This window comes from Aeromicrobium sp. Leaf291 (assembly GCF_001423365.1).
GTDB lineage: Bacteria > Actinomycetota > Actinomycetes > Propionibacteriales > Nocardioidaceae > Aeromicrobium.
In genome coordinates this window covers 1,805,301-1,828,816 of sequence record NZ_LMNM01000001.1, presented here as the reverse complement: position 1 = coordinate 1,828,816, position 23,516 = coordinate 1,805,301, and the positions used below count along the sequence as shown (strand labels likewise).

Sequence of the window (23,516 nt, the reverse complement as noted above, 5' to 3'; positions counted from 1 at the left end):
TCAGACGACGCGTCCGGCCTTGGTGAACCCGTAGGACACGCTCGTGACCTCGATGCTCTTGCCCGGCCGGGGCGCGTGGATGACCTTGCCGTTGCCGATGTAGATGCCGTCGTGCGACATGTCGCCGTAGAAGACGATGTCGCCGGGCTGGAGCTCGTTCATGGAGATCTTGCGCGACGCGGCGTACTGCGGACCCACGACGCGGGGCAGCGAGACGCCGGCCGCGGCGAAGGCCTTCATGACCAGGCCGGAGCAGTCGTAGCCCTTCGGCCCGGTGCCGCCGTAGATGTAGGGCTTGCCCAGCTGGGCGGTCGCGAAGTCGATCGCGGCCTTGGCGCGGCCGCTCGCGTCGACCTCGAAGCCGATCTCGACGTCGCTGGTGTTGAAGGCGGCCTGCTCGGCGGCCGTCAGACGGGCCAGCTCGGCCTTGGCGTCCTCGTACTTGGCCTTGATCTGGGCGCGCTTCGCGTCAGCCTTCTTGCGATCGCGCTCGAGCTCGGTCTTGCGGTCCTTCAGGCTGGCGCGTCGGTTCTTGAGCTCCTTCGCCGTGGCGGCGAAGGACTCGACGGCGTCGGCGCGCGTGCTGTTGAGCGCCTGGACCGCACCGAGGCCCTCGAGGAACTCCTCGGGGTCCTGGCTGCCGAACAGGCTCACCGTGGGGCCGAGCGGCGAGTCGAGCTGCTGCTGCACGACCGAGGCGCCCAGCGCGTCGCGCTGCTTGCGGTAGACGGCCAGCTGGTCGGCGATGTCGTCGTCGAGGTCGGCGATCTCGGCGCGCGTGTCCTTGACGTCCTCGTCGAGCTGGTTGACCTGCTCGGCCACCACCTCGACGTCGTGGAACGCGGCCTCGACGTCCTCGGTGGTCACCGGGTCCGCCTGCGCGGGGCCGACCACTCCGACGGTGACGCCGATGGTCAGGGCCGCCACCGCTGCGGTGGCCAGGGTCGATCGTGTGCTGCGTGTACGGGCCAGGCCTCGTCGGTGCACGTGCACCCTCCAGTGTCCTCGACGCCTACCGGGTGAGCTGACGGGTTCGGGCCAAGGTCTGCCCTACCCACGGGCGCGAGCGCCCGTGCGATTCACCCCAGGAACGTGGTTCCCCGGTCCGCCCTGGACGTCTTCCCCACGTCCGCGGCGGTTCGGCGGTGCCTCCGATGTCGCTCTGGGTGAGCAGCATGCTCCGGACGCACGGTTGCCGAGTCTAACCGAGGGCGCGAGGAAGCGGGCGACGACCCGACCCCTCGACGGACCGCGTGGGCCCTGTGCGGGGTGAGGTGCGTCACCCGGCCTGGACGTCAGGTCCGGAGACGGGGGTGACGAGCCTCAGCGGTGGCACGAGACCCTCGTCGGCGAGGGCGGTGAGTGCGGCCATCTCCTCGGCGTCGACCTCGACACCCTGGGGCGGACCGCCGAGCAGCACGCTGACCACGCAGTCGCCGCACGCGCTGGGACTGCGGACGAGGCAGCTGTCGCAGTCGATCACGACGGATTCGGGGTTCATGTCGCCGACGCTAGGCAGGCGTCCCGACAGAAACCGTTCAGTCGTCATGCGTCGGGGTTGCCGTGAATGGTCCCCCGACGGTTGCGGGGCTTCGGGGTGGGTCGTGCCTTGCGGCTGCGTTCTCGCGGGTGGGTCTCCTCCTGCGGCTGCGTCGCTGTGGCTGCGAGTGGACCTGCGCTCCGAAAGGGCCTCGACCGGCGGCGGGGTCCGGGCTCGGTTGGGCTCTCGAAGCGCGGCTGGGGCGGACGCAGGATTCTGCGTTCGTGCGTGAGGGGGCGAAGGATGCTGCGTTCGTGTTCGGATCCCGTCACCAACGCAGCATCGTTCGGGCTTGAGCACGCGAAGGCAGAACCCTGCCTCCGGCGGGGGCTACGGCGCGGCGGCGAGCGCGAACCCAGCCGCACCCCGCAGACCCACCCGGGTCGAGACCCACCGCTCCGGTCGAGGCCTTTCGGAGGCCGCCCCGACGCGCAGCCACAGCGACGCAGCCGCAGGAGAACGCGCAGCCACAGCGACGCAGCCGCAGGGAAGACCCACCCCACCGACGACACCAACGGAATCGCCCACTCTGTCGTACGCCGCGCCTAGCGTCGGCGCCGTGACGAGCCCCTTCCCCCACCAGGCCAGCTTCGACGACCTCGGTCGAGCACTGAGCGACGTCACGTTCTGCGTCGTCGACCTCGAGACCACGGGCGGCTCGCCGAAGACAGGATCGCGCATCACCGAGATCGGTGCGGTCAAGGTGCGCGGTGGCGAGGTGCTGGGCGAGCTCCAGACGCTGGTGAACCCCGAGGAGAGCATCCCGGCGTTCATCACGGTGCTCACCGGGATCACCGACGCGATGGTCGTCGAGGCGCCCCGCATCGCCGAGGTTCTCCCCAGCTTCCTCGAGCTGGCCGCCGGCAGCGTGCTCGTGGCGCACAACGCCCCCTTCGACGTCGGCTTCCTCAAGCACGCCGCGCAGGAGCTCGGGATCCCCTGGCCGCGCTTCGAGGTGCTCGACACGGCCGTGCTGGCCCGGCGGGCGCTGCTGCGCGACGAGGTGCGCAACGTCAAGCTCTCCACCCTCGCCGCCCACTTCGGCGCCACCACCACGCCCGACCACCGGGCCCTGCACGACGCGCGCGCCACCGTCGACGTGCTGCACGGCCTGTTCGAGCGGCTCGGCTCCCTCGGCGTGAACAGCCTCGAGGACGCCGTCACGTTCACGTCGCGGGTCTCCCCCGAGCAACGTCGCAAGCGCCACCTGGCGCAGCACCTGCCGCACGAGCCCGGCGTCTACCTGTTCCGCGACGTCCGCGACCACGTGCTCTACGTCGGCACGTCACGCGACCTGCGCAAGCGGGTCGCGAGCTACTTCACGGCGTCGGAGACCCGCACCCGCATGGGCGAGATGGTCCGCCTCGCCGAGCGGGTCGACTCCGTCGTCTGCGCCACGGCGCTCGAGGCGCACGTGCGCGAGCTCCGCCTCATCGCGGCGCACCGTCCCCCGTACAACCGCCGCTCGCGGTTCCCCGAGCGCCTCACGTGGATCAAGCTCACCCGCGAGCCCTGGCCCCGCCTGTCGGTGGTGCGCCGCGTCCTCGACGACGATGCCGACTACGTCGGGCCGTTCGGCAACCGACGCCAGAGCGAGCTCGCCCTCGCCGCGCTGCACGAGACCTTCCTCGTGCGTCAGTGCACCACCCGCATGGGCCGACGCCCGCGCGGCAGCACGTGCGCCCTCGCCGACCTCGGCCGCTGTCTCGCGCCCTGCACCGGCGACCTCGACCCCGCCATCTACGACGCCGAGGTCGCACGCCTGCGCGAGGCGCTCACCGGCGACCCGCTCGAGGTCGTCGACCGGCTGCGCCTGCGGATGACCGAGCTGGGCGACCAGCAGCGCTACGAGGACGCCGCCGCCGTGCGCGACCGGCTCACCGCGTCCCTGCGGGCGGTCGACCGCACCCAGCGGCTGCGCCAGCTCACCGAGGTCGACGAGCTCGTGGCGGCGGCGCCCGGCGAGCGGGGCTGGGAGGTCCACGTGGTTCGGCACGGTCGCCTCGCCGCCGCCGGGCTCCTGCCCCGCACGGTCCACCCGTCCGCGTGGGTCGAGGCACTCCTGGCCACCGCCGAGGAGGTAGCCGCTCCTGCGCACGCCGCCCACCCCGCCCCGGTCGCCTCGGTCGAGGAGACCGAGACCCTCCTGCGGTGGCTCGAGACGCCCGGCGTGCGCATGGTGCGAGGCAGCTGGCACGTGCCTGTCGCCGGCGCCGCGCGGCACGTCGCCGACCTGCCGGTCGAGTCCGACGTCCACCGGGCGAACCGGTCTAGGCTGACGGCGTGATCACCGCCATCGTCTTCATCCAGGCCGAGGTCTCGCGGCTTCCCGAGACCGCCGCCCAGATCGCCGACCTCGACGGCGTCAGCGAGGTCTACTCCGTCACCGGCGACCACGACCTCGTGGCCATGGTGCGGGTGCAGCGCATCGACGACGTCGCCGCCGTCGTGGCCGACCGGCTCAACAAGGTCGAGGGCGTGCTGTCGACGCAGACCCAGATCGCGTTCCAGACGTTCAGCCGCCACGACCTCGAGGACGCGTTCAGCATCGGCCTCTGACGTCCGAACGCGCACGACGCACCGTCAGCGAGGGGGCGCGAGCTCCTGCGTCACGGTCGACCAGCGCGCCAGCACCTCGCGCGCTGCGCCGCTGTCGATCGACGTGCGCGCCTGCTCCATCCCGGCCCCCAGCCGCTCGAGCAGCGGCCCGCTCCCCCCGGCGTGGGCCGCCAGGGCCGCTCCGGCGTTGAGCAGCACGGCGTCGCGCACGGGTGAGGTCTCACCGTCGAGCACGCGCCGGAACACGTCGGCGTTGTAGGTCGGGTCTCCTCCACGCAATGCCTCGGGCGAGGAGAGGGCGACGCCGAGGTCTCGCGGGTCCAGCAGCTCCTCGACGACCTGTCCGTCCGCGACGGTCCAGACCCGCGTCGTGGAGGTGGTGGTGATCTCGTCCAGACCGTCGTCGCCCCGGAAGACGAACGCGTCGTCACCGCGGTCGGCGAAAACCTGCGCCATGAGCGGAGCGGTCCGCAGGTCCGAGCACCCCACGGCCGACGCCGCCGGGCGGGCCGGGTTCACGAGCGGGCCGAGCACGTTGAACGGGGTCGCGATGCCGATCTCGCGTCGCGGCGGCCCCGTGAAGCGCAGCCCGGGGTGGAACAGGGGGGCGAAGCAGAAGGTGATGCCGGCGCGCTCCAGCACCGTCGGCACCGCCTCGGCCGGAACGTCGAGACGGATCTGCAGCACCTCGAAGACGTCGGCCGTGCCGCTGTCGCTGGAGGCCGCCCGGTTGCCGTGCTTGACCACGGGCACGCCCGCACCGGCTGCCGTGACCGCCGACATCGAGGAGATGTTCACCGTCTTGGCCCGGTCTCCGCCGGTGCCGACGATGTCGACGACCCGGCCGGGCACGTCGACGAGGACGGCCTTCGACAGGAGGGCGTCGACCAGGCCCTGCAGCTCGGGCTGGGAGATCCCCTTGGCGCGCAGCGCGACCGCGAAGGCCGCGATCTGCGCGGGCGTGCTCTCCCCGTCCAGGATCGAGGCCATGGCCCACGCCGTCGACCGGGCGTCGAGGTCGTGCCCGAGCACGAGCGCGTCGAGCACGTCGGGCCAGGTGTGGGCGCTCACGCCGTGAGCACGGACCGCGCGAGCCCGATGACCGCCTCGGCCAGCCGCAGCGGGTCGATCGGGTGCGAGACGGCGGCCTCGGCCCGCGACCACGTCGCGAGCCAGGCGTCCTGCGGCCGACCCGTGAGCACGAGCACCGGCGGCGCCTGGAAGATCTCGTCCTTCATCTGGCGCGCCACGCCCAGCCCACCGGCCGGGTTGGCCTCGCCGTCGAGGATCACGAGGTCGGGTCGGCGGCGGGTGTCGTCGAGGTGCTGCCACACGACCGGCTCGGTGGCGCACTCCACGTACTCGAAGGGCGGAAGGTCCGGGTGCGGACGCGTGCCGAGCGCTGTGATGACGGCATTCCTGACGTCTCGGTCGTCGCTGTAGACGAGGACGTGGAACCCGCTGCTCTCGGTCACGTTCGAATCGTACATAATGAGCGCGTGGCCACTACTTCCGTGATCCCCGCGTCCCGACTCCACGGCACCGAGGGACGTCCCTCGATGGTGACCGTCGGCACGATCGTCTGGCTCTCCAGCGAGCTGATGTTCTTCGCCGGACTGTTCGCCGCCTACTTCACGGTCAAGAACGTGACCCCGGAGCTGTGGGCCCAGGAGACGCAGCTGCTGAACGTGCCGTTCGCGACGATCAACACCGCGATCCTGGTGCTGTCGTCCCTGACCTGCCAGTTCGGCGTCTTCGCCGCCGAGCGCGGTCGCGCCGGACGCACCGGCACGCTGCTGCAGATGGGCAAGTGGGGCATGCGTGAGTGGTTCGTCCTCACGTACGTCATGGGCGCGATCTTCATCGGCGGCCAGGCCACCGAGTACGCCGAGCTCGTGCACGAGGGCGTGACGATCCCGTCCTCGGCCTACGGCTCGCTCTTCTACCTCGCCACCGGCTTCCACGGCATCCACGTCGTGGGCGGTCTGCTGGCCTTCCTGCTCGTGATCGGCCGCACCTTCGTCGCGCGCCGCTTCACCCACGAGCAGGCCATCTCGGCGATCGTCGTGTCCTACTACTGGCACTTCGTCGACATCGTCTGGGTCGCTCTCTTCGCGACGATCTACCTGATCCGCTGACGCCTCGCTCACCGGCACGGCGTTAGCCCAACCTAACCCTGCGGACCTGCGACATCGCTAGGTACGCTGGACACCCCTGACAGGAATGAGGTTCTCGGTGCGCACTCTGTCGACCCGCCGCCGTCATCCCCTCGCCGGACTCGCTGTCCTGCTGCTGGGACTCGTGACGGTAGGAGCCCTCTGGGCCGCCGCCGCACCCAAGGCCGCACAGGCCGAGGAGTACACCGCGCGCGACGTCGAGGTCGGGCGCGAGCTCTTCCTCATCGGCTGCGCGAGCTGCCACGGCCAGAACGCCGAGGGCATCACGACGAAGGACGGCGGGAACTACGGTCCGTCGCTGATCGGCGTGGGCGCCGCCGCGGTCGACTTCCAGGTCGGCACCGGTCGCATGCCGATGGCGCAGTCGGGCCCCCAGGCGCCGCGCAAGGCACCGGAGTACGACGCCGAGGAGACCAAGCAGCTGGCGGCCTACATCGCCTCGCTGGCCCCCGGCCCGGCCATCCCCGCCGAGGACGTCCTCGACTACGAGAACGTCGACGAGGAGGGCCTCAAGGAGGGCGGCGAGTTCTTCCGCACCAACTGCACCGCCTGCCACAACTCCGTCGGCGCCGGCGGTGCCCTGCCGAACGGCCGATACGCGCCTACCCTGAAGGGTGTGAGCGCCAAGCACCTCTACGAGGCCATGCAGACCGGCCCGCAGCAGATGCCTGTCTTCAACGACGACATCGTCACGCCTGAGGACAAGCGCAACATCATCGCCTACATCAAGAACGTCCAGGAGCAGCCGAACTACGGCGGCGTCGGTGGCGGCGGCCTCGGTCCCGTGGTCGACGGCGTCTTCGTCTGGGTCGTCGGCATCGGCGGCCTCGTCGGATTCGCCATCTGGATCGGCGCCCACGGCGCGCGCGTGAAGACCAAGAAGAAGGCAGCATGAGCGACGACCTCGAGCAGCACGGCAGCAGCACCCCCGCCACCACGGAGCCCATCCAGGACCCGGGCCTGCAGCCGCACCAGTGGCGTCCGACCGACGTCGACCCGGCGCAGGAGCGCCGCGCCGAGCGTCAGGTCTCGGGCATGTTCTTCGCCGCGGCCCTGCTCTTCGTGGTGTTCTGCTTCTCCTACTTCCTGATCGACGAGGACCAGACGTTCCTCAACTGGTCCGCCTCGAACTTCGCGCTGGGCGCCACCCTCGGCGGCGGCATGCTGCTCATCGGCGTCGGCATCATCCAGTGGGCCAAGAAGCTCATGGGCGACCACGAGATGGTCGAGATGCGCCACCCCGCCAAGTCCTCCGACGAGGACCGCGCGGCGGTCATGGCCGACATCAATGCCGGCATCGAGGAGTCGACCTTCGGCCGACGCCCGCTCATCCGCAACAGCCTGTTCCTCTCCGTCGGCGCGCTGGCGCTGCCGTCCGTGGTGCTCCTGCGTGACCTCGGTCCGCTCCCCCACGGCCAGGACGAGACGGTGTGGAAGAAGGGCATGCGGGTCGTCAACGACGTGTCCGGCCTGCCGATGCGTCCGGAGGAGATCGAGGTCGGTCAGCTCATCAACGCCGAGCCGGCCGTGTTCTTCCCCGCCGAGGGCGAGGAGGAGGCCGAGTACCACGGCCACGAGCTCCTGGCCGCGAAGTCCAAGGCCGCGATCATCGTCGTGCGCATGCGCCCGGAGGACATCACGCCCGAGCAGGGCAAGGAGAACTGGGGCATCGACGGGATCCTCTGCTACTCCAAGATCTGCACGCACGTCGGATGCCCGATCTCCCTGTGGGAGCAGCAGACGCACCACCTGCTCTGCCCGTGCCACCAGTCGACGTTCGACCTGGCCGACAACGGCAAGGTCATCTTCGGCCCGGCGCACCGCCCTCTCCCCCAGCTGCCGCTGGGTGTCGACTCCGAGGGCTACATCATCGCCATGAGCGACTTCCCCGACATCGTGGCGCCGAGCTACCCCGAGCTTGCGCGCGACCAGAAGAGACTGGATGGTGAGTCATGAGCAACGACACCTACACCCCGGTCGAGGACACGGCCTTCGGCAAGAAGGCCGCCGGTCCGGTGGGCTGGCTCGACGACCGTCTGGGGCTCGCCGGTGTGGCGAAGAAGAACCTGCGCAAGGTCTTCCCCGAGCACTGGTCCTTCATGCTCGGAGAGATCGCGCTCTGGAGCTTCGTCGTCCTGCTGCTGACCGGCGTCTTCCTGACGTTCTGGTTCCAGCCGAGCATGGCCGAGGTCGTCTACGACGGCTCCTACGCCCCCTTCCGGGGCCTGGAGATGTCGCAGGCCTACGCCTCGACGCTGCACATCTCCTTCGACATCCGTGGCGGTCTGCTCATGCGGCAGATCCACCACTGGGCGGCGGCGCTGTTCGTCGGCGCGATGATCGCCCACATGCTCCGCGTGTTCTTCACGGGCGCGTACCGCAAGCCGCGTGAGATCAACTGGGTCATCGGCGTCGGCCTGCTGACGCTCGGCATGGTCGAGGGCTTCGCCGGCTACTCCCTGCCCGACGACCTGCTGTCGGGCACGGGCCTGCGGTTCGTCGACGGCATGATCCGCTCGGTCCCGATCGTGGGCTCCTACGTGGAGTTCTTCATCTTCGGCGGCGAGTTCCCGGGCGAGGAGATCATCCCCCGTCTGTACATGGCGCACATCCTGCTGATCCCGGCGCTGCTGCTCGGCCTCATCGCCGCGCACATGCTGCTGCTGATCTACCACAAGCACACGCAGTGGCCCGGCGCCGGACGCACCAACGACAACGTCGTGGGCTACCCGATGCTCCCCGTGTACGCGGCCAAGGCCGGCGGCTTCTTCTTCGTCGTCTTCGGCTTCACCGCCCTCATGGGTGCCATCATCCAGATCAACCCGGTGTGGGCGTACGGCCCGTACAACCCGTCGGAAGTCACGGCGGGCTCCCAGCCGGACTGGTACATGGGCTTCTCCGAGGGCCTCGTGCGCCTCATGCCGGCGCTCGAGACCACGTTCCTCGGCTACACCTGGAGCTGGAACGTCTTCATCCCCGGCGTGGGTGGCCTGGGCGTCCTGTTCACGACGCTCTTCCTGTGGCCGTTCATCGAGCGCTGGATCACCGGCGACGAGCGTGAGCACCACCTGCTCGAGCGTCCGCGCAACGCCCCGACGCGCACCGCGTTCGGCGTGGCCGGCATGACGTTCTACGGCGTCGGCTGGGCGGCGGGCGGCAACGACATCATCGCCACCCAGTTCGGTCTCGACATCATGGCCCTGACCTGGATCTTCCGGTTCGGCCTGTTCCTCTTCCCGGTCGCGGCGTTCTTCATCACCCGTCGCATCTGCATCGGGCTGCAGCGGGCCGACCAGAACAAGATCCTGCACGGCTACGAGACGGGTGTCATCGAGCGCTCGCCCGACGGCAGCTACGCCGAGCGTCACGCTCCGCTCCCGGTCCTCGAGCAGTACCGCCTCACGGCCCACGACCGGGTCCCGGCTCTCGAGGCCCCGGCCGAGACGGACGAGAACGGTGTGGCTGCTCCGGCCGGTCGCAAGGCCAAGCTGCGCCACAAGGCTCGCTCGTTCTACTACCACGGCGCGATCGACAAGCCGACCGTGGCCGAGGTCGAGCACGCCGAGGAGCACCTCGGTGAGATCGAGGGGCACCCCGTGCACCTCGGTGAGGACTTCCAGGGCGTGTCGGAGACCGGCATCCCGAAGTCGCACTGAGCACCATCACTGCACGAAGGCCCCCGCTCCGGCGGGGGCCTTCGTCGTTCCCGGGGGACGCAGGATTCTGCGTTCCCGGGCGACGCAGGATCCTGCGTTCGTGCGTGGGAGGTCGAAGGATTCTGCGTTCGTGGCGGTATCCCGTCGTGAACGCAGCATCGTTCGGGCTTCTGCACGCCAAGGCAGAATCCTGCGTCCGGCGGGGTGACGTCTGCGTGACAGCGACGACCGGTGAACCTGGGCGAATCGCCGGGTGCGGCCGACTCGACGCAGCTTCGCCCTGAGGCTGCGTCGTCGTGAGCGGGTCGCTCCTTGCTGCTGCGTCGCCGCGGCCGGCTCTTCACTCGCGGCTGCGTCGCTGTGGCTGCGAGTCGACCTGCTCTCCGAATGGGCCTCGACCGGCGGCGGGGTCCGGGGTCGGTCGGGTTCTCGGGGCGTGGTTCGGGGGGACGCAAGATGCTGCGTTGGTGTGTGAAGGGTCGAAGGATGCTGCGTTCGCGACGGGATCCCGTCACCAACGCAGCATCCTTCGGAGCTCCGCTCACGAAGGCAGAATCTTGCGTCCGCCGGGGGCCCCTCGTGCGGCGGGTGGGCAGGGATTCTTCCTTTGCGTCGGACGGTCCACGAGAAGGGAGAATCCCTGCCCGTACGGGCACCTTTTCGTCGCCACGATTCTTCCTTCGCGTGGCACGGTCCACGCGAAGGAAGAATCGTGCGTGGATCACGCACCGATGGAGAATCGTGGCCGCGCCCCGCAGACCCACCCGGACCGAGACCCCCCGCTCCGGTCGAGGACCTTTCGGAGGCCGCCCCGTCTCGAAGCCACAGCGACGCAGCATCGAGCGAGAACCCCGCCGCGCCCAGCAGACCCAGCCGACTCGAGACCCACCGCTCAGGTCGAGACCCTCTCGGAGACCACCCCGACTCGCAGCCCCAGCGACGCAGCAGCAGGTGAAGCCCCACCGCCAGCGACGCAGCACCACCCGAAAGCCCACTGCAGTGGCGCAGCAGCATGCGCAAAGCGCCAGAGCCGAGTGCGGCAACCAGGACCCCCCAGAGCGCCCTCAGCGGCTCAGAACGTCCCTCAGGACGCCGAAGAGCTCAGCGCCGACCCCTTCGTCCACTCGCTCCAGTCGACGTTCCAGTCGGTCCAGCCGTTGTTGTCCTCGAGGGACCGGGGGCTGTTCACGAAGCGCACGACGTCGCCGCGGCGGGAGCGGTCGTAGACCCACTTGGCATCGGCCGTGCTCATGCCCACGCAGCCGTGGCTCACGTTCTCGCGACCCTGCGAGCCGACCGACCAGGGGGCGGCGTGCAGGAACTCCCCGGAGTTCGTGACCCGCATGGCCCAGCGGACGTCGCTGATGTCGTAGTAGTCGGGATCGGAGGAGTCCACGCCGGTGGTGGCGGCGTCCATGTCGACCGAGGAGAACTTCTCCATGATCACCTTGGTGCCGCGCCGGGTCTCGTTCCCGGGCTTGCCGGTGGACACCGGGATCGTGCGCAGCTTCTCGTCGTCGACGCTCATCGTCAGCGTGTGCTTGGCGACGTCGACCGTGGTCACGACCTTCTTGCCGATCGTGAAGGGGATGTCCTGGTCCTGCTGGCCGTACACCCCTCCCCCGGCGGGAAGACTGTTGAGGTCGAGGTCCACCGTCACCTTCGTCCCGGCGGGCCAGTAGCGCTCGGGGCGGTAGTGCACGACGGAGTCGCTGATCCAGTGCCACGACCCCTCGACCTCGGGGGTGGACCGGACGTGCATGTTCTCCTCGAACAGCTCCCGGTTCTTCACGGGGATGTCGAAGGTGACGATGACCGGCATGCCCACGCCGACCGTCTCGCCCTTGAGCGGAGCCACCGACGGATAGGTCTGGTCGTCCAGGGTCAATGTCTGGGTCGTGAACGTGCGCACGAGGTCGACGTCCTTGCCGTCGTCGCCACGGACCTGCGCGGTGAGCGTGTAGGCCGTGCCGGGCTCGAGCCGCGAGGCCGCCGTCCAGCCGGACTCGCCACCCTCGCCCTCGATGGCGTCGGCGCCGTCCTCGGTGGACAGGGAGGCCTCGACGATCGTCCCGTGCTCGACGTCGACCTCCACGAGGGTGTCGACGGGCACGTCGGCCGCCTTGTCCTTGACGTTGGCCGTGACGACGGCCGGCTCCTTGGGGGCCACGGCCTCACGGAGCGATCCGCCCGAGGTGCAGGCTGCCAGGAGCGACGCGATCGCCACGACGACGAGCACGACGCGGTGCCCCAAGAACGTTGACCTCACCGCGTCATCCTACGCGGCGGGGACCAACATCCAGGCTGATCAGTGGGCGTGGACGCCGCGGTAGTACTCGAAGATCCAGCCGCAGAGGGTCACAGCACCGATCGTCGCGCCGATGATGAACAGCCACCAGCCGATGACCACGCCGAGCACGATCGTGCCGAGCGCCAGGGCGCAGTAGAGCGGCCACCAGCTGTAGGGCGGGAAGAAGCCCAGCTCGCCGGCGCCGTCGGCGATCTCGGCGTCGTCCAGGTCCTCCGGACGGCTCGGGATCTGCTTGGCCACCACGTACAGGTAGAAGCCCAGCAGGGCGCACAGCAGGAACGTCATGACGAGCGCCGTGGTGCCTGTGGGGTCCTCGGTGAGCACCCAGTACACCGGCGCGATGAAGACGAAGAAGATCCCGCAGGAGATGATCGTCCAGTACTCGGCCTTCATGCCCTTCATGGCTCAGTGACCGTCCTTCTGCTGCTTGGCATCTCTTATGGCCGACTCTTTGCCGTTGGTGTTGGGAGCGTCAGCGAACACACCGCCCTCGTCGGGGTTGTGCAGCAGCTCCAGCTCCGCGATCTCCGGGTGGTGCAGGTCGAACGCGGGGCTCTCGCTGCGCACGCGCGGCAGCGAGTGGAAGTTGTGGCGCGGCGGGGGCGAGCTCGTGGCCCACTCCAGCGACCGTCCCCAGCCCCACGGGTCGTCGAGCTTGACGAGCGGGTTCTTGCGCGACTTCCAGACGTTCCAGAAGAACGGCAGCGTGGAGGCGCCGAGCAGGAACGCGCCGATCGAGGAGATCTCGTTGAGCGTCGTGAAGCCGTCGTTCGGGCCGTAGTCGGCGTAGCGACGCGGCATGCCCTCCACGCCCAGCCAGTGCTGGACGAGGAACGTCAGGTGGAAGCCGATGAACAGCAGCCAGAAGTGGATCTTGCCCAGCTTCTCGTCGAGCATCCGACCCGTGAGCTTGGGCCACCAGAAGTAGAAGCCCGCGAACATCGCGAACACCACGGTGCCGAAGACCACGTAGTGGAAGTGCGCCACCACGAAGTAGGAGTCCGACAGCGGGAAGTCGAGCGTGGGCGAGGCCAGGATGACGCCGGTCAGACCACCGAAGAGGAAGGTCGTGAGGAAGCCGATCGAGAAGATCATCGGGGTGTCGAAGGACAGACTTCCGCCCCACAACGTGCCGATCCAGTTGAAGAACTTCACGCCTGTCGGCACTGCGATCAAGAACGTCATGAAGCTGAAGAAGGCGAGATCGACCGCCCCGGTGACGAACATGTGGTGCGCCCAGACGGCGACCGAGAGCGCCGCGATGAGCAGCGTGGCGGCCACCAGGCCGACGTAGCCGAAGATCGGCTTGCGGCTGAAGACCGGCAGGATCTCGGAGATGATGCCGAAGAACGGCAGGGCGATGATGTAGACCTCTGGGTGCCCGAAGAACCAGAACAGGTGCTGCCAGAGGATCGGCCCCCCGTTGGCCGCGTCGAACACGTGGGCCCCGAGCATGCGGTCGGCCGCGAGGGTGAGCAGCGCGGCGGCGAAGATCGGGAACGCGATGAGCACCAGCAGGCTGGTGACGAGCGTGTTCCAGACGAAGATCGGCATCCGGAACATCGTCATGCCGGGCACGCGCATGCAGAAGATCGTGGTGATGAAGTTGACCGCACCCAGGATCGTGCCCAGGCCCGACATCCACAGGCCCATGACCCAGAGGTCGCCGCCCATGCCGGGCGAGTTCACGCCGTCCGACAGCGGGGCGTACGCGAACCAGCCGAAGCTGGCGGCGCCGCCGGGGACGAACAGTCCGCCGACCACGATGGTGGAGCCGAACAGGTACAGCCAGTAGCTGAACATGTTCAGGCGCGGGAAGGCGACGTCGGGCGCACCGATCTGCAGCGGCATGATCGCGTTGCCGAAGCCGAAGAACAGCGGCGTCGCGAACATCAGCAGCATGATCGTGCCGTGCATGGTGAAGGCCTGGTTGTAGGCCTCGTCGCTCAGCAGGTTCGATCCCGGCTGCGCGAGGTTCGCGCGGATCGCCAGCGCCAGGACGCCGCCGATCAGGAAGAAGATGAACGACGTGACGAGGTACATGTTGCCGATCACCTTGTGATCGGTCGTCGTCAGCACGCCCACGACCTTCTGGCCGAGAGTCGTCTCACGGACGACGGTGGTCTCCCGACCGTCGTCGAATGCCGCAGTCGTAGCCATCAGTTACCCGCACCTTCCTGGACGCTCTCGTCGCCGCTCTCCTCGCCGCGCAGACCGGCGACCGTGTCGGCCTCCTTCTGTCCGGCGGGTGCACCCACCTGGCCGATCTCGACCAGGTCCTGCAGGTGCGCCTCGTACTCCTCGGGCGACACGACGTTCACCTTGAAGATCATGCGCGAGTGGTACAGGCCGCAGAGCTCTGCGCAGCGGCCCGTGAACGTGCCCTCGCGGGTCGGCGTCATGTCGAAGCTGTTCTCACGGCCCGGCACGACGTCCATCTTGAAGTAGAACTCCGGGATCCAGAACGAGTGGATCACGTCGGGGCTCGTCAGGTTGAACCGCACCGACTCACCCAGCGGGAGCCACAGCTCGGCCGGCTGGGCGGGCGTGCCGAAGTCGTACACGTCCTCGCCCTGCGTGGCCTGCTCGTCGAGGTAGTTGAAGGCCCACTGCCACTTGGAGCCGACGACCTGGATCGTGTGATCGGGGTTCTCGACCTCCTCGAGCACCTCGTTCTGGCTCGTGACGGTGTGGAAGAAGAAGACCGCGACGACCACGACCGGTGCGATCGTGTACAGCGCCTCCAGCGGGAGGTTGTAGCGCACCTGCGTCGGGATCTCGTCGTCGCTACGACGCCGGTACCGGACCGACGCGTAGACGATCAGGCCGAAGACGAGCACGAACACGACGAGGACGGCGATCCAGGCGCCGAGCCACAGGTCCCACACGGGCTGCGACCGATCGCTCGCGGCGACCGGCAGCGCGAGCCGCTCGATGTCGTTGTCCGCGACGGGCGAGCAAGCACTGAGGAGAACCGCGAGGACGACAGCAGCCGCCAACTTCATCCGACCCACGAGGCGCCTTTCTAGTCCACACCAGTCATGCGATGACACAAGAACAGTACCCCGACGTCGTCCGTGACGAGGAGGTAAGGGCACCCTTCCTAGGGTGCCCTCACGGGGTGAGCTCACACCAGGCTCAGGGCGGCGCCGACCTCGACCCGGGCGGCCTCGCCGTAGGCTCCCTCGAGTCGTCCGAGGAACGCCTCGCGGGTCAGGCGGTACTCCTGCGTGCCGGTCGTCTCGACGACGCTCGCAGCGATGGTGCAGCCGATCTGGGCGCACCGCTCGAGGGTCAGACCCGCGGCCACACCGGCGAGGAACCCGGCGCGGAAGCTGTCGCCCACACCGGTCGGGTCGACCGACGTCACGCCCGGGATGGCCGCGACCTCGACGGCCGGGCCCTCGGACGGGTACACCGTCACGCCGTCCTTGCCGCGCGTGACGACGCGGGTGCCGACGCGCGCCTGCACGTCGTCGGCCGACCAGCCGGTCTTGCTCTGGATGAGGGCGTCCTCGTAGTCGTTGCTGAACAGGTAGGCGGCACCGTCGACGAGGTCACGGATCAGGTCGCCGCCGGCCCAGGCGAGCTGCTGCGAGGGGTCCGCGGCGAACGGGATGCCGAGCGACCGGGCCGTCTCGGTGTGGCGCTGCATGCCGGCCGGGTCGTCCGGTCCGATGAGCAGCAGGTCGATCGGCCGCTCGCGGTGGATCTCCCCCACGTCGATGCGCCGCGCCTCGGCCATGGCACCGGGGTAGAACGTGACGATCTGCGCGTGGGCGTCGTCCGTCGTGATGGTGCACAGGGCCGTGTGGGCCGTGGGCGAGACGTGGACGAGGGAGCAGTCGACGCCCGCGTCCTCGAGCCAGGTGCGGTAGCCCTGCTCCACGAAGTCGGTGCCGACCGAGGCCACGAGCGTCGGTCGGTGGCCGAGTGCGGCCAGGGCGAAGGAGATGTTCGCCGCACACCCTCCTCGGCGGATGTCGAGGTCCTCGACGAGGAAGGAGACGGACAGCTTGTCCAGCTGGTCGGGGACCAGGGAGTCCGAGAACCTTCCCGTGAAGACCTGCAGGTGGTCGGTGGCCACGGAACCGGCGATCGCGAGATGCACCCGACGAGACTAGACGACGGCCCCCTGCGTGCGCAGGAGGCCGTCGTGTGAGGAGGTCGTGCGTGACCTCGGGCGTCGCCGCTCGTGGGCGACCCCTCGAAAGGTCAGTGGAACGAGTCGCCGCAGGCGCACGAACCGGTGGCCATCGGGTTGTCGATGGTGAAGCCCTGCTTCTCGATCGTGTCGACGAAGTCGATGGTGGCTCCGCCCAGGTAGGGCAGGCTCATGCGGTCGACGACGACGTTGACGCCGTCGAAGTCGCGGACCTCGTCGCCGTCGAGCGTGCGCTCGTCGAAGAAGAGCTGGTAGCGCAGGCCGGAGCAGCCACCGGGCTGCACGGCGATCCGCAGGGCGAGGTCGTCGCGACCCTCCTGCGCGAGCAGGCTCCGGACCTTGTCGGCGGCGTTGGCGGACAACGTCACGCCCTCGGCGGGCGCGGTGACGCCGTCGGTGGCGGTGGTGGCCGTGTCGGGGGTCGTGCTGCTGTCGACGCTCATGTCATCTCCGTCGGTCTCGGGTGGTCTCCCTGGTGCAAACCAGGAGGAGGCCGGTTCTGTTCCATCGTACGTGCTCGACCTGGGCGCGATCACCACGTGCTCCGCCGCGGGCTCACCTGGACCAGGTGCGGGCGACCCGCTCGGCCACCTCGCTCAGCGAGCCGGCCGGATCGGCGAAGGCACGCTCCTCCCCCACGACGTCGAGCACCGCGTACGCCGACTCCACGCCCATGGCGCGCATCTCGCGCGCGCCCACCGTGACCTGGCCGGCGATCGCCACGCACGGACGGGCATGGCGTGCTGCCACCTGCGCCACGCCGTGCACGACCTTGCCGCTGCGCGACGTGTGGTCGTAGGCACCCTCCCCCGAGACCACCAGGTCGGCCGCGGCGCACGCGGCGTCCAGACCCACGGCGTCGGCCACGACCGCGACACCGGGCCGGCGCTCCGCGCCCAGGAGGAGGAGCGCGAGCCCGAGGCCGCCCGCAGCGCCGGCACCCGGCGAGTCCGCGACCCGCCGTTCCGCCGGGGTCGAGCCGCAGGCCGCCTCGACGAACCGGTCGAGCAGTCCGTCGACCTCGACCACGTCGGCGTCGGAGAGGCCCTTCTGCGGCCCGAAGGTCTTGGTCGCACCGAACATCCCGACCAGGGGCACGTCGACGTCGCTCGCCGCCACGAGGCGCACCTGGCCGACTGCCGCGCGAGCCGGCTCGAGGTCGACCCGTGTGATGCCGCTGAGCCCGTCGGGCCCGGCGTCGAGCGGGCGGTCGGCCACCGCTCCGAGCGCGCCCAGCAGTCCGGCGCCCCCGTCGTTGGTGGCGCTGCCGCCCAGACCCACGACCACCGACTCGACGCCGAGCTCCACGGCGGCCGCGATCGCCTGACCCACGCCCCACGTGCTCGCCGACCTCGCCGACGGCGGTCCGAGCTGGAGCCCGCAGGCCTGTGCCGACTCCAGGTACGCGACGTCGTCGACGACGAGGACCGTCATCGGGACGTCGACCCCGGTCGACCCGGTCACCGTCACGACGTGGAGGTGACCGCCGAGGGCGTCGTGGAGCGCGTCGACGAAGCCGGGGCCACCGTCGGCCATGGGCAGCCGCACGATCTCGTCGTGGGGCGCCGCACGGGCCCAGCCGCGCGCGATCGCCCTGGCCGCCTCGGGGGCGCCCAGCGTCCCGGCGAACTTGTCCGGCGCCACGAGCACCCGCACGGTCGTCAGGCCAGTCGTTGCTCGGTGGCCGCGAGGAGCACGCACGTGGCGAGTCCCTCCATGGCCGTCCGCAGCTCCTCGATGGGCGGGAACGACGGCGCGATGCGGATGTTGCGGTCGCGCGGGTCCTTGCCGTACGGGAACGAGGCACCGGCCGGGGTGAGGGCGATGCCGGCCTCCTTGGCCAGCTGCACGACCCTCGTCGCGCAGCCGTCCGGGACGTCGAGGCTCACGAAGTAGCCGCCCTTGGGCTCGGTCCACGTGGCCACGTCGTGTCCGCCGAGTCGCTCGGACAGGACCTCGAGCACCACCGCGAACTTCGGGGCGAGGATCTCGCGGTGCCGGTCCATGAGCGCGTGCACGCCGTCGACGTCGACGAGGTGCCGCAGGTGGCGCAGCTGGTTGACCTTGTCGGGACCGATCGTCCGCTTGCCGATGAGTCCCGTGTACCAGGCGACGTTCTCCGGCGACGAGGCGAAGAAGCTGACCCCGGACCCGGCGAAGGTGATCTTGGAGGTCGACGCGAGCACGAAGGGACGGTCCGGGTGCCCGGAGGCGGCGCACAGGCCGACGATGTCGGCGGTCTTGGTGCGCTCCTCGGTCAGGTGGTGCACGGCGTACGCGTTGTCCCAGAAGATGCGGAAGTCGGGTGCGGCGGTCTCGAGGGCGGCCAGCTCGGCGGCCTTCGCCTCGCTGACGACCGCACCCGTGGGGTTGGCGTACGTGGGGACGATCCAGATCCCCTTGACGGCCGGGTCGGTGACGGCCTCGCGCACGGCGGCCATGTCGGGGCCGTCGTCGTGCATCTCGATCGTGCGCATGGTGATGCCGTACTGCTCGCAGATCGCGAAGTGCCGGTCGTAGCCGGGCGCGGGGCAGAGGAAGACGACCTCGTCCTCCTGCGACCACGGACGCGTCGAGCCGACCGTGCCCTTGAGCATGGCGAGCACCACCAGGTCGTGCATGATCGCCAGGCTCGCGTTGTCGCCCGCGACCACCTGGTCGACCGGCACGTGCAGCAGCTCGGCGAAGATCCCGCGCAGGTCGGCGTTGCCCACGATGCCGCCGTAGTTGCGGGTGTCGGTGCCCGCGCCGTCCTTGTAGTCCTGGCCCGGGAGGTCGAGCAGGGCGTTCGACAGGTCGAGCTGGGCCGCGGACGGCTTGCCGCGCGTGATGTCGAGGGCGAGACCGGCTGCCTTGAGGCGTTCGTAGGCGGCCGTCTGCTCGTCGTGGAGGGCGCTGATCTCTGCGGTCGAGAGGGTGTCGAGGCTCACGGTCCCAACCTACCCAAGACCGGCCGACCCGGACGCCCCAGCCGCAGTGCGCGCCCGAGTGCCCTAGACGGACAGGCCCGGCGCACCCCACAGCGCGAGCCACCGCTCGAGCTTCGGCTCGACCGGGACGTCACCCTCGACGAGCGCGCGGACCTGGATCTCGACCGGGTTGTCCCGACGCTGGCCGGCGACCGGCGCGAACGGGTAGAAGGTGCCCTGCTTGAACAGGTAGACCAGCGCCAGCGCTCCGCCGGAAGGTGCCGTGAACAGGACCGTGGAGCACAGGAGCTGGGGTCCGTAGCCGGCGTCGGCGAGCGAGGAGTTCGCCGCGTGAAGATCGGTGACCAGGCCGGTGAGGTCGCCCGGCGACCGGGTCACCTGCATCCAGCGGAAGCCTCGCCCGTCGTCGCTCAGCTCGACCGCCGCCGAGGCGTCGGTCCCGATGACCTGCTGCACCTCGGCCACGACCTGGTCGTCGCTCACGCCATCGACGTCGCGGAAGCACACGGCTCCGGCGCCCGTGGCCGTGAAGCCGGCAGCCTGCAGCGACAACCCCGCCTGGGGCACGCCGAACAGCACGTCGAGGTCGGCCTCCGGCGGCTTGGAGCGCCCGAGGATCCCGTCGAGCCAGCCCATCAGATCGGGCCCATCAGATCGGATCCGAGAGCTCGGCGCCGACCTTGGCCAGCTGCGCCAGGCGCTGCTCCAGCGGCGGGTGGGTGGCCATGAGGGCACCGGCCGACGCGCGGCTGATGGCCGGCGCGAAGAAGAACGCGCTCAGGGCCTGGGAGTCGCGCAGGTCCTTGTTGGGGATGCGGCTCATGTCGCCCGAGATCTTGGTGAGGGCCGACGCCAGCTTCGAGGGACGCCCCGTGAGGTACGCGCCGCTGCGGTCCGCGCTGAGCTCGCGGTACCGCGACAGCGCCCGGGTCAGCAGGAAGCTGATGAAGTACACCACCATGCTCACGAGGAACACGGCGATGAAGGGCAGGTTGTTGCCGTTGCGGTTGCTGCCGCCCCGGCCGAAGTACAGGCCCCAGCGGGTGATGAATCCGGCCAGCAGCCCGAGCGACGAGGCGACCGTCATGACCGAGACGTCGCGGTTGGCCACGTGGGCCAGCTCGTGCGCGAGCACGCCCTCGAGCTCGTCGGCGTCGAGGCGCTGCATGATGCCGGTCGTGACGCACACCGCGGAGTGGCTGGGCGTGCGGCCGGTCGCGAAGGCGTTCGGCATGTCCGTGACCGCGACGGCCACCGTCGGCTTGGGCATGTCGGCCATGACGCACAGCCGGTCGATCATGGCGTGCAGCTCGGGGGCCTGCTCCGGGGTCACGACCTTCGCGCCCATGGACCGCAGGGCGAGCTTGTCGGAGAAGTACCACTGGCCCCACGACATACCGAGGACGATGACGAGCCCGAACACGAGGTTCGTGTTTGCGATCAGGATCGCGCCGAAGGCGACGTAGAGGGCGCCGAGCCCGAGGCTCACCCCGAACATCCGTCGGGAGAGCCCCGCGTCAGGCCTGAATCTGGTGCGGGCCACGGCCATCCTCCCCTGACTCGGTGTCCGTGGAGGACGGGTCGATCCCGAGCTCGCGGTCGAAGCGGCGCGCCTCGAGGTCGGCGGTGTCCTCGCCCGGCCGCGCGACGACCCCGTCGGCGACGAGCTCGTCCACGGCGTCGGCCTTGGCCTCGAGCTCTCGGGTGTGCCGCTCGGCCGCCTCCATCTGCTGGTTGACGGTGCTGAGCGAGGAGGTGATGCCGGAGTCGGCGCTGGTCAGCTGCGAACGGGCCTCGGCCGCGGACTGGCGGGCCGTGAGCGTGTCCTTGCGGAGCCGGAAGTCCTCGATGTTCTGCTCCAGGCGGGTCGCCGCGTCGGTGATCGTGGCCTCCTCCTTCTGGAGGGCGGCGTGCCGCTCGCGCAGGTCCGCCAGGGCCTCCTCGAGCCCGACCTTGCGCCCGAGTGCCGCGCGGGCCGCGTCGTCGTCACCCCGGGCGACGGCCTCGCGCGCCTGGCCCTCGAAGGTGCTGGACTGCTGCTCGAGCTGGCGGAGCCGCACCTCGACGCGCTTGCGGCTCGTGGTGACGTCCGCGACGCCGCGACGCACGCGCTGCAGGTGGGCCAGCTGACCGCGGTAGGTGTCGTCGAGCGAGCTGCGCAACGCGTCGCCGTCGAGCTCCTGGTGCGACCGCGACCGCCAGATGTCGCGAATCCTGCGTCCGATCCCCATGGCGCCAGAGTACGGGCACCGTGCACGACCGGGGCTGCACGACCGACGGACGCCGCAGCGGAGCATCTGGGTCCCAGGGCCCTGGGCGCCCGGGTACCCGTCTCGCTTCCATGGAGCCATGCAGACAGTGCGACCACGACGCTTCGAGCGGGGCCAAGGCTCGCTCGAGCTCGTGGGCGTCATCGTCCTCGCCGCGATCCTGGTCGGCGGGATCGTCTGGACCATCACGGCGAACAGCGAGCCCATCAGGGCCACCGTCAGCACCAAGATCTGCGAGATCACCGGCGGCAGCGACTGCGGCGAGGTGCCGGAGCCCACCGCGCCCCTGCCCGGCGACTCGACGGTGCCGACCTATCTCGACCCCTCGCTCACACCGCAGGAGCAGGCCGAGGCCGGCGAGTACGTCGCCCTCGGCGACTCCTTCTCCTCCGGGGAGGGCGGCTCGGAGTACGACCCCGACACCGACGAGAACTACGCCTCCGAGGCCGAGGACTACTACGAGAACCTCGACGAGGACGGCAATCCCCAGCCGCAGCTCTACTGCCACCAGTACGGCTGCGTCGAGGTCCCGGTCACCCAGACCGAGGCGCCGTACAACAACATGTGCCACCGGTCCGAGGGCGCGTACTCCCAGCAGATCAACGACACGTTCGACTTCGCCGGCGGCTACACCTTCGCGGCCTGCTCCGGTGCCGTCACCGAGGACTTCACCGAGCCCAACAGCGACAACGACGACGAACCGGCGCAGCTGGACAACCTCGACGAGGACACCAGCCTGGTCACCTTCACCATCGGTGGCAACGACGCGAAGTTCGCGAACACGCTCGAGCAGTGCATCAAGGACGGGATGAACCCGTTCCACAGCTGCTTCGACAACCAGTCCGAGCGCGACGAGGCCGACGAGAACATCGCCCAGGCCATCGAGAACATGCGCGAGCTGCTGCCGCAGATCCGCGAGCAGGCCCCGAACGCGAGGATCCTGGTGCTCGGCTACCCGCGCTTCTTCCCCGAGGACCCGGGCAGCGCGTGGAGCGACGGCACGCAGATCGACACCGATGACATCCTGGCCATCAACGACCTGGTCGAGGACATGGACGGCCAGATCGAGGACCTCGTGAACGAGCTCAACGAGGAGAACCCCGGTGCCTTCCAGTACGTCGACATGTACGACGCCTTCAACGGGTGCGAGATCGGCACCTCCAACGCCTGCATGAACAACATCGAGGTCCGCATCGCCGACGGCAAGCCCGACAAGAACGGCAGCTACCACCCCAACGACCGAGGACACGAGGAGATGGCCGCCATCCTCGAGGAGGCGATCCGCAATGGTCCGTGACCCGTTCCCCCGCGTCGCGTCGCTGCTCGCCGTCACCCTCCTGGTGACGGTGAGCGGCTGCACGGGCGGCGACGCGCCCGCCGCGCCCGAGCGCACGTCCGCCGACCAGCGCGCCGACCTCACGATCCTGCCGGAGGACGGGCTGCCGAAGGGCTGGGTCCGCGTGCCGGCCAGCGAGCGCATCTCGGGCAACCCCGGCAAGCCCCGCTACTGCGGCGTCCCCGCGGAGCCCGCAGACGTCAAGGAGGGTCGCGTCTCCTACTACGAGCAGGAGGGGCTGCCGCGCTCCGTGCTCGAGTACGGGATGGTCGCGGACGAGCAGGCCGCCACCGACACCCTCGACGCTCTCGTGGCGGTCCGGACCACGTGCGAGGAGGAGGGGTTCACGACCGAGCCCGTCCCCGAGGACGAGCTCGACGGGCTCGGCGACCAGCAGGTGGGCTGGGACTACGACGACGGCGCCGGCAACCGGTTCCGCGTGGTCGTGTTCCGGCGCGCCGAGGTCGTCGTGGTCCTCGTCGCGACGGGTGACACGTCGGTCCCGACGCAGGAGCAGGCGACCATCGCACGCGACGTGGACGACCGCCTGCAGGGGTGAGGCGGGCGAGGTC

Annotated in this window: 23 protein-coding genes and 1 riboswitch; of the genes, 8 read left to right on the top strand and 15 right to left on the bottom strand. The window is 69.8% G+C overall.

From position 1 onward, the window contains the following. Together ASF35_RS09085 and ASF35_RS09080 are read right to left on the bottom strand one after the other, a co-directional pair. Positions 1-927 carry a C40 family peptidase gene (locus ASF35_RS09085; protein ID WP_055965701.1) on the bottom strand — a complete coding sequence of 309 codons (927 nt, stop codon included), beginning with the start codon at positions 925-927 and terminating at the stop codon, positions 1-3. 67 nt (positions 928-994) lie between these two features. Beyond that, a riboswitch (cyclic di-AMP (ydaO/yuaA leader) is annotated at positions 995-1,155 on the bottom strand. 124 nt (positions 1,156-1,279) lie between these two features. Continuing rightward, complete coding sequence (locus ASF35_RS09080; RefSeq protein ID WP_055965699.1) at positions 1,280-1,501, bottom strand: hypothetical protein; 222 nt, start codon at positions 1,499-1,501, stop codon at positions 1,280-1,282. Positions 1,502-2,099: 598 nt separating this feature from the next. Between ASF35_RS09080 and ASF35_RS09075 the strand changes: the two genes are divergently transcribed. Together ASF35_RS09075 and ASF35_RS09070 are read left to right on the top strand one after the other, a co-directional pair. Then, a complete protein-coding gene (locus tag ASF35_RS09075; RefSeq protein WP_235493018.1) occupies positions 2,100-3,827 on the top strand; it encodes a DEDD exonuclease domain-containing protein in 1,728 nt (575 codons plus the stop codon). Further along, positions 3,824-4,099: an Lrp/AsnC family transcriptional regulator gene (locus tag ASF35_RS09070; protein ID WP_055965697.1), complete on the top strand. Its 276-nt coding sequence runs from the start codon at positions 3,824-3,826 to the stop codon at positions 4,097-4,099. Before ASF35_RS09075 ends, ASF35_RS09070 begins: the two co-directional genes overlap by 4 nt. 24 nt (positions 4,100-4,123) lie before the next feature. On the opposite strand, the gene trpD is transcribed toward ASF35_RS09070, so the two are convergent. Beyond that, positions 4,124-5,170, bottom strand: coding sequence for an anthranilate phosphoribosyltransferase (trpD, locus tag ASF35_RS09065; protein WP_055965695.1), 1,047 nt, complete (start codon positions 5,168-5,170; stop codon positions 4,124-4,126). Then, complete coding sequence (locus ASF35_RS18440) at positions 5,167-5,589, bottom strand: response regulator transcription factor (protein ID WP_055965693.1); 423 nt, start codon at positions 5,587-5,589, stop codon at positions 5,167-5,169. The genes trpD and ASF35_RS18440 overlap by 4 nt, the downstream gene beginning before the upstream one ends. 69 nt (positions 5,590-5,658) lie before the next feature. Here ASF35_RS18440 and ASF35_RS09055 point away from each other — a divergent pair, with 69 nt between their 5' ends. The 4 genes from ASF35_RS09055 (at position 5,659) to ASF35_RS09040 (ending at position 9,932) form a co-directional block, all read left to right on the top strand. Continuing rightward, on the top strand, positions 5,659-6,237 hold the full coding sequence (locus tag ASF35_RS09055) for a heme-copper oxidase subunit III (RefSeq protein WP_055966478.1): 579 nt from the start codon (positions 5,659-5,661) through the stop codon (positions 6,235-6,237). Between the two features lie 97 nt (positions 6,238-6,334). After that, positions 6,335-7,171, top strand: a complete 837-nt coding sequence (locus ASF35_RS09050) for a c-type cytochrome (protein ID WP_055966474.1) — start codon at positions 6,335-6,337, stop codon at positions 7,169-7,171. After that, positions 7,168-8,232 (top strand): ubiquinol-cytochrome c reductase iron-sulfur subunit, encoded by a 1,065-nt coding sequence (locus tag ASF35_RS09045; protein WP_055965691.1) that lies wholly within the window; start codon positions 7,168-7,170, stop codon positions 8,230-8,232. Before ASF35_RS09050 ends, ASF35_RS09045 begins: the two co-directional genes overlap by 4 nt. Continuing rightward, positions 8,229-9,932, top strand: a complete 1,704-nt coding sequence (locus tag ASF35_RS09040; RefSeq protein WP_055965689.1) for a cytochrome bc complex cytochrome b subunit — start codon at positions 8,229-8,231, stop codon at positions 9,930-9,932. Before ASF35_RS09045 ends, ASF35_RS09040 begins: the two co-directional genes overlap by 4 nt. Before the next feature lie 1,084 nt (positions 9,933-11,016). Here the strand turns inward: ASF35_RS09040 and ASF35_RS09035 are convergent. From ASF35_RS09035 to ASF35_RS08985, 11 genes are all read right to left on the bottom strand, one after another. Continuing rightward, complete coding sequence (locus tag ASF35_RS09035) at positions 11,017-12,201, bottom strand: Ig-like domain-containing protein (protein ID WP_235499125.1); 1,185 nt, start codon at positions 12,199-12,201, stop codon at positions 11,017-11,019. Between the two features lie 39 nt (positions 12,202-12,240). Beyond that, positions 12,241-12,645, bottom strand: coding sequence for a cytochrome c oxidase subunit 4 (locus ASF35_RS09030; protein WP_311209294.1), 405 nt, complete (start codon positions 12,643-12,645; stop codon positions 12,241-12,243). Between the two features lie 3 nt (positions 12,646-12,648). Further along, entirely contained in the window at positions 12,649-14,403 is a 1,755-nt protein-coding gene (ctaD, locus tag ASF35_RS09025; RefSeq protein WP_055965685.1) for a cytochrome c oxidase subunit I, read from the bottom strand. Beyond that, complete coding sequence (gene coxB / locus ASF35_RS09020) at positions 14,403-15,248, bottom strand: cytochrome c oxidase subunit II (RefSeq protein WP_055965683.1); 846 nt, start codon at positions 15,246-15,248, stop codon at positions 14,403-14,405. Before coxB ends, ctaD begins: the two co-directional genes overlap by 1 nt. Before the next feature lie 122 nt (positions 15,249-15,370). Further along, positions 15,371-16,354 carry a carbohydrate kinase family protein gene (locus ASF35_RS09015; RefSeq protein WP_055965681.1) on the bottom strand — a complete coding sequence of 328 codons (984 nt, stop codon included), beginning with the start codon at positions 16,352-16,354 and terminating at the stop codon, positions 15,371-15,373. A gap of 104 nt (positions 16,355-16,458) precedes the next feature. Beyond that, positions 16,459-16,851 carry an iron-sulfur cluster assembly accessory protein gene (locus tag ASF35_RS09010; protein WP_055965679.1) on the bottom strand — a complete coding sequence of 131 codons (393 nt, stop codon included), beginning with the start codon at positions 16,849-16,851 and terminating at the stop codon, positions 16,459-16,461. A gap of 112 nt (positions 16,852-16,963) precedes the next feature. Then, the gene (locus ASF35_RS09005; protein ID WP_055965677.1) at positions 16,964-18,064 is read right to left on the bottom strand and encodes a glycerate kinase; all 1,101 of its coding nucleotides are present in this window, start codon (positions 18,062-18,064) and stop codon (positions 16,964-16,966) included. A 5-nt stretch (positions 18,065-18,069) separates the two neighbouring features. Next, positions 18,070-19,338 (bottom strand): aminotransferase class I/II-fold pyridoxal phosphate-dependent enzyme, encoded by a 1,269-nt coding sequence (locus tag ASF35_RS09000; RefSeq protein WP_055965675.1) that lies wholly within the window; start codon positions 19,336-19,338, stop codon positions 18,070-18,072. 63 nt (positions 19,339-19,401) lie between these two features. Continuing rightward, entirely contained in the window at positions 19,402-19,974 is a 573-nt protein-coding gene (locus ASF35_RS08995) for a hypothetical protein (protein ID WP_055965673.1), read from the bottom strand. Between the two features lie 13 nt (positions 19,975-19,987). Continuing rightward, positions 19,988-20,881 carry a zinc metalloprotease HtpX gene (gene htpX / locus ASF35_RS08990; RefSeq protein ID WP_055966468.1) on the bottom strand — a complete coding sequence of 298 codons (894 nt, stop codon included), beginning with the start codon at positions 20,879-20,881 and terminating at the stop codon, positions 19,988-19,990. Then, positions 20,856-21,569, bottom strand: coding sequence for a PspA/IM30 family protein (locus ASF35_RS08985; protein ID WP_055965671.1), 714 nt, complete (start codon positions 21,567-21,569; stop codon positions 20,856-20,858). The genes htpX and ASF35_RS08985 overlap by 26 nt, the downstream gene beginning before the upstream one ends. Positions 21,570-21,687: 118 nt before the next feature. On the opposite strand from ASF35_RS08985, the gene ASF35_RS08980 reads away from it, so the two are divergent. Both ASF35_RS08980 and ASF35_RS08975 read left to right on the top strand, forming a co-directional pair. After that, positions 21,688-22,905: an SGNH/GDSL hydrolase family protein gene (locus tag ASF35_RS08980; RefSeq protein WP_162237355.1), complete on the top strand. Its 1,218-nt coding sequence runs from the start codon at positions 21,688-21,690 to the stop codon at positions 22,903-22,905. Further along, the gene (locus tag ASF35_RS08975) at positions 22,895-23,503 is read left to right on the top strand and encodes a hypothetical protein (RefSeq protein ID WP_055965667.1); all 609 of its coding nucleotides are present in this window, start codon (positions 22,895-22,897) and stop codon (positions 23,501-23,503) included. Before ASF35_RS08980 ends, ASF35_RS08975 begins: the two co-directional genes overlap by 11 nt. The last annotated feature ends 13 nt before the right edge of the window (positions 23,504-23,516 follow it).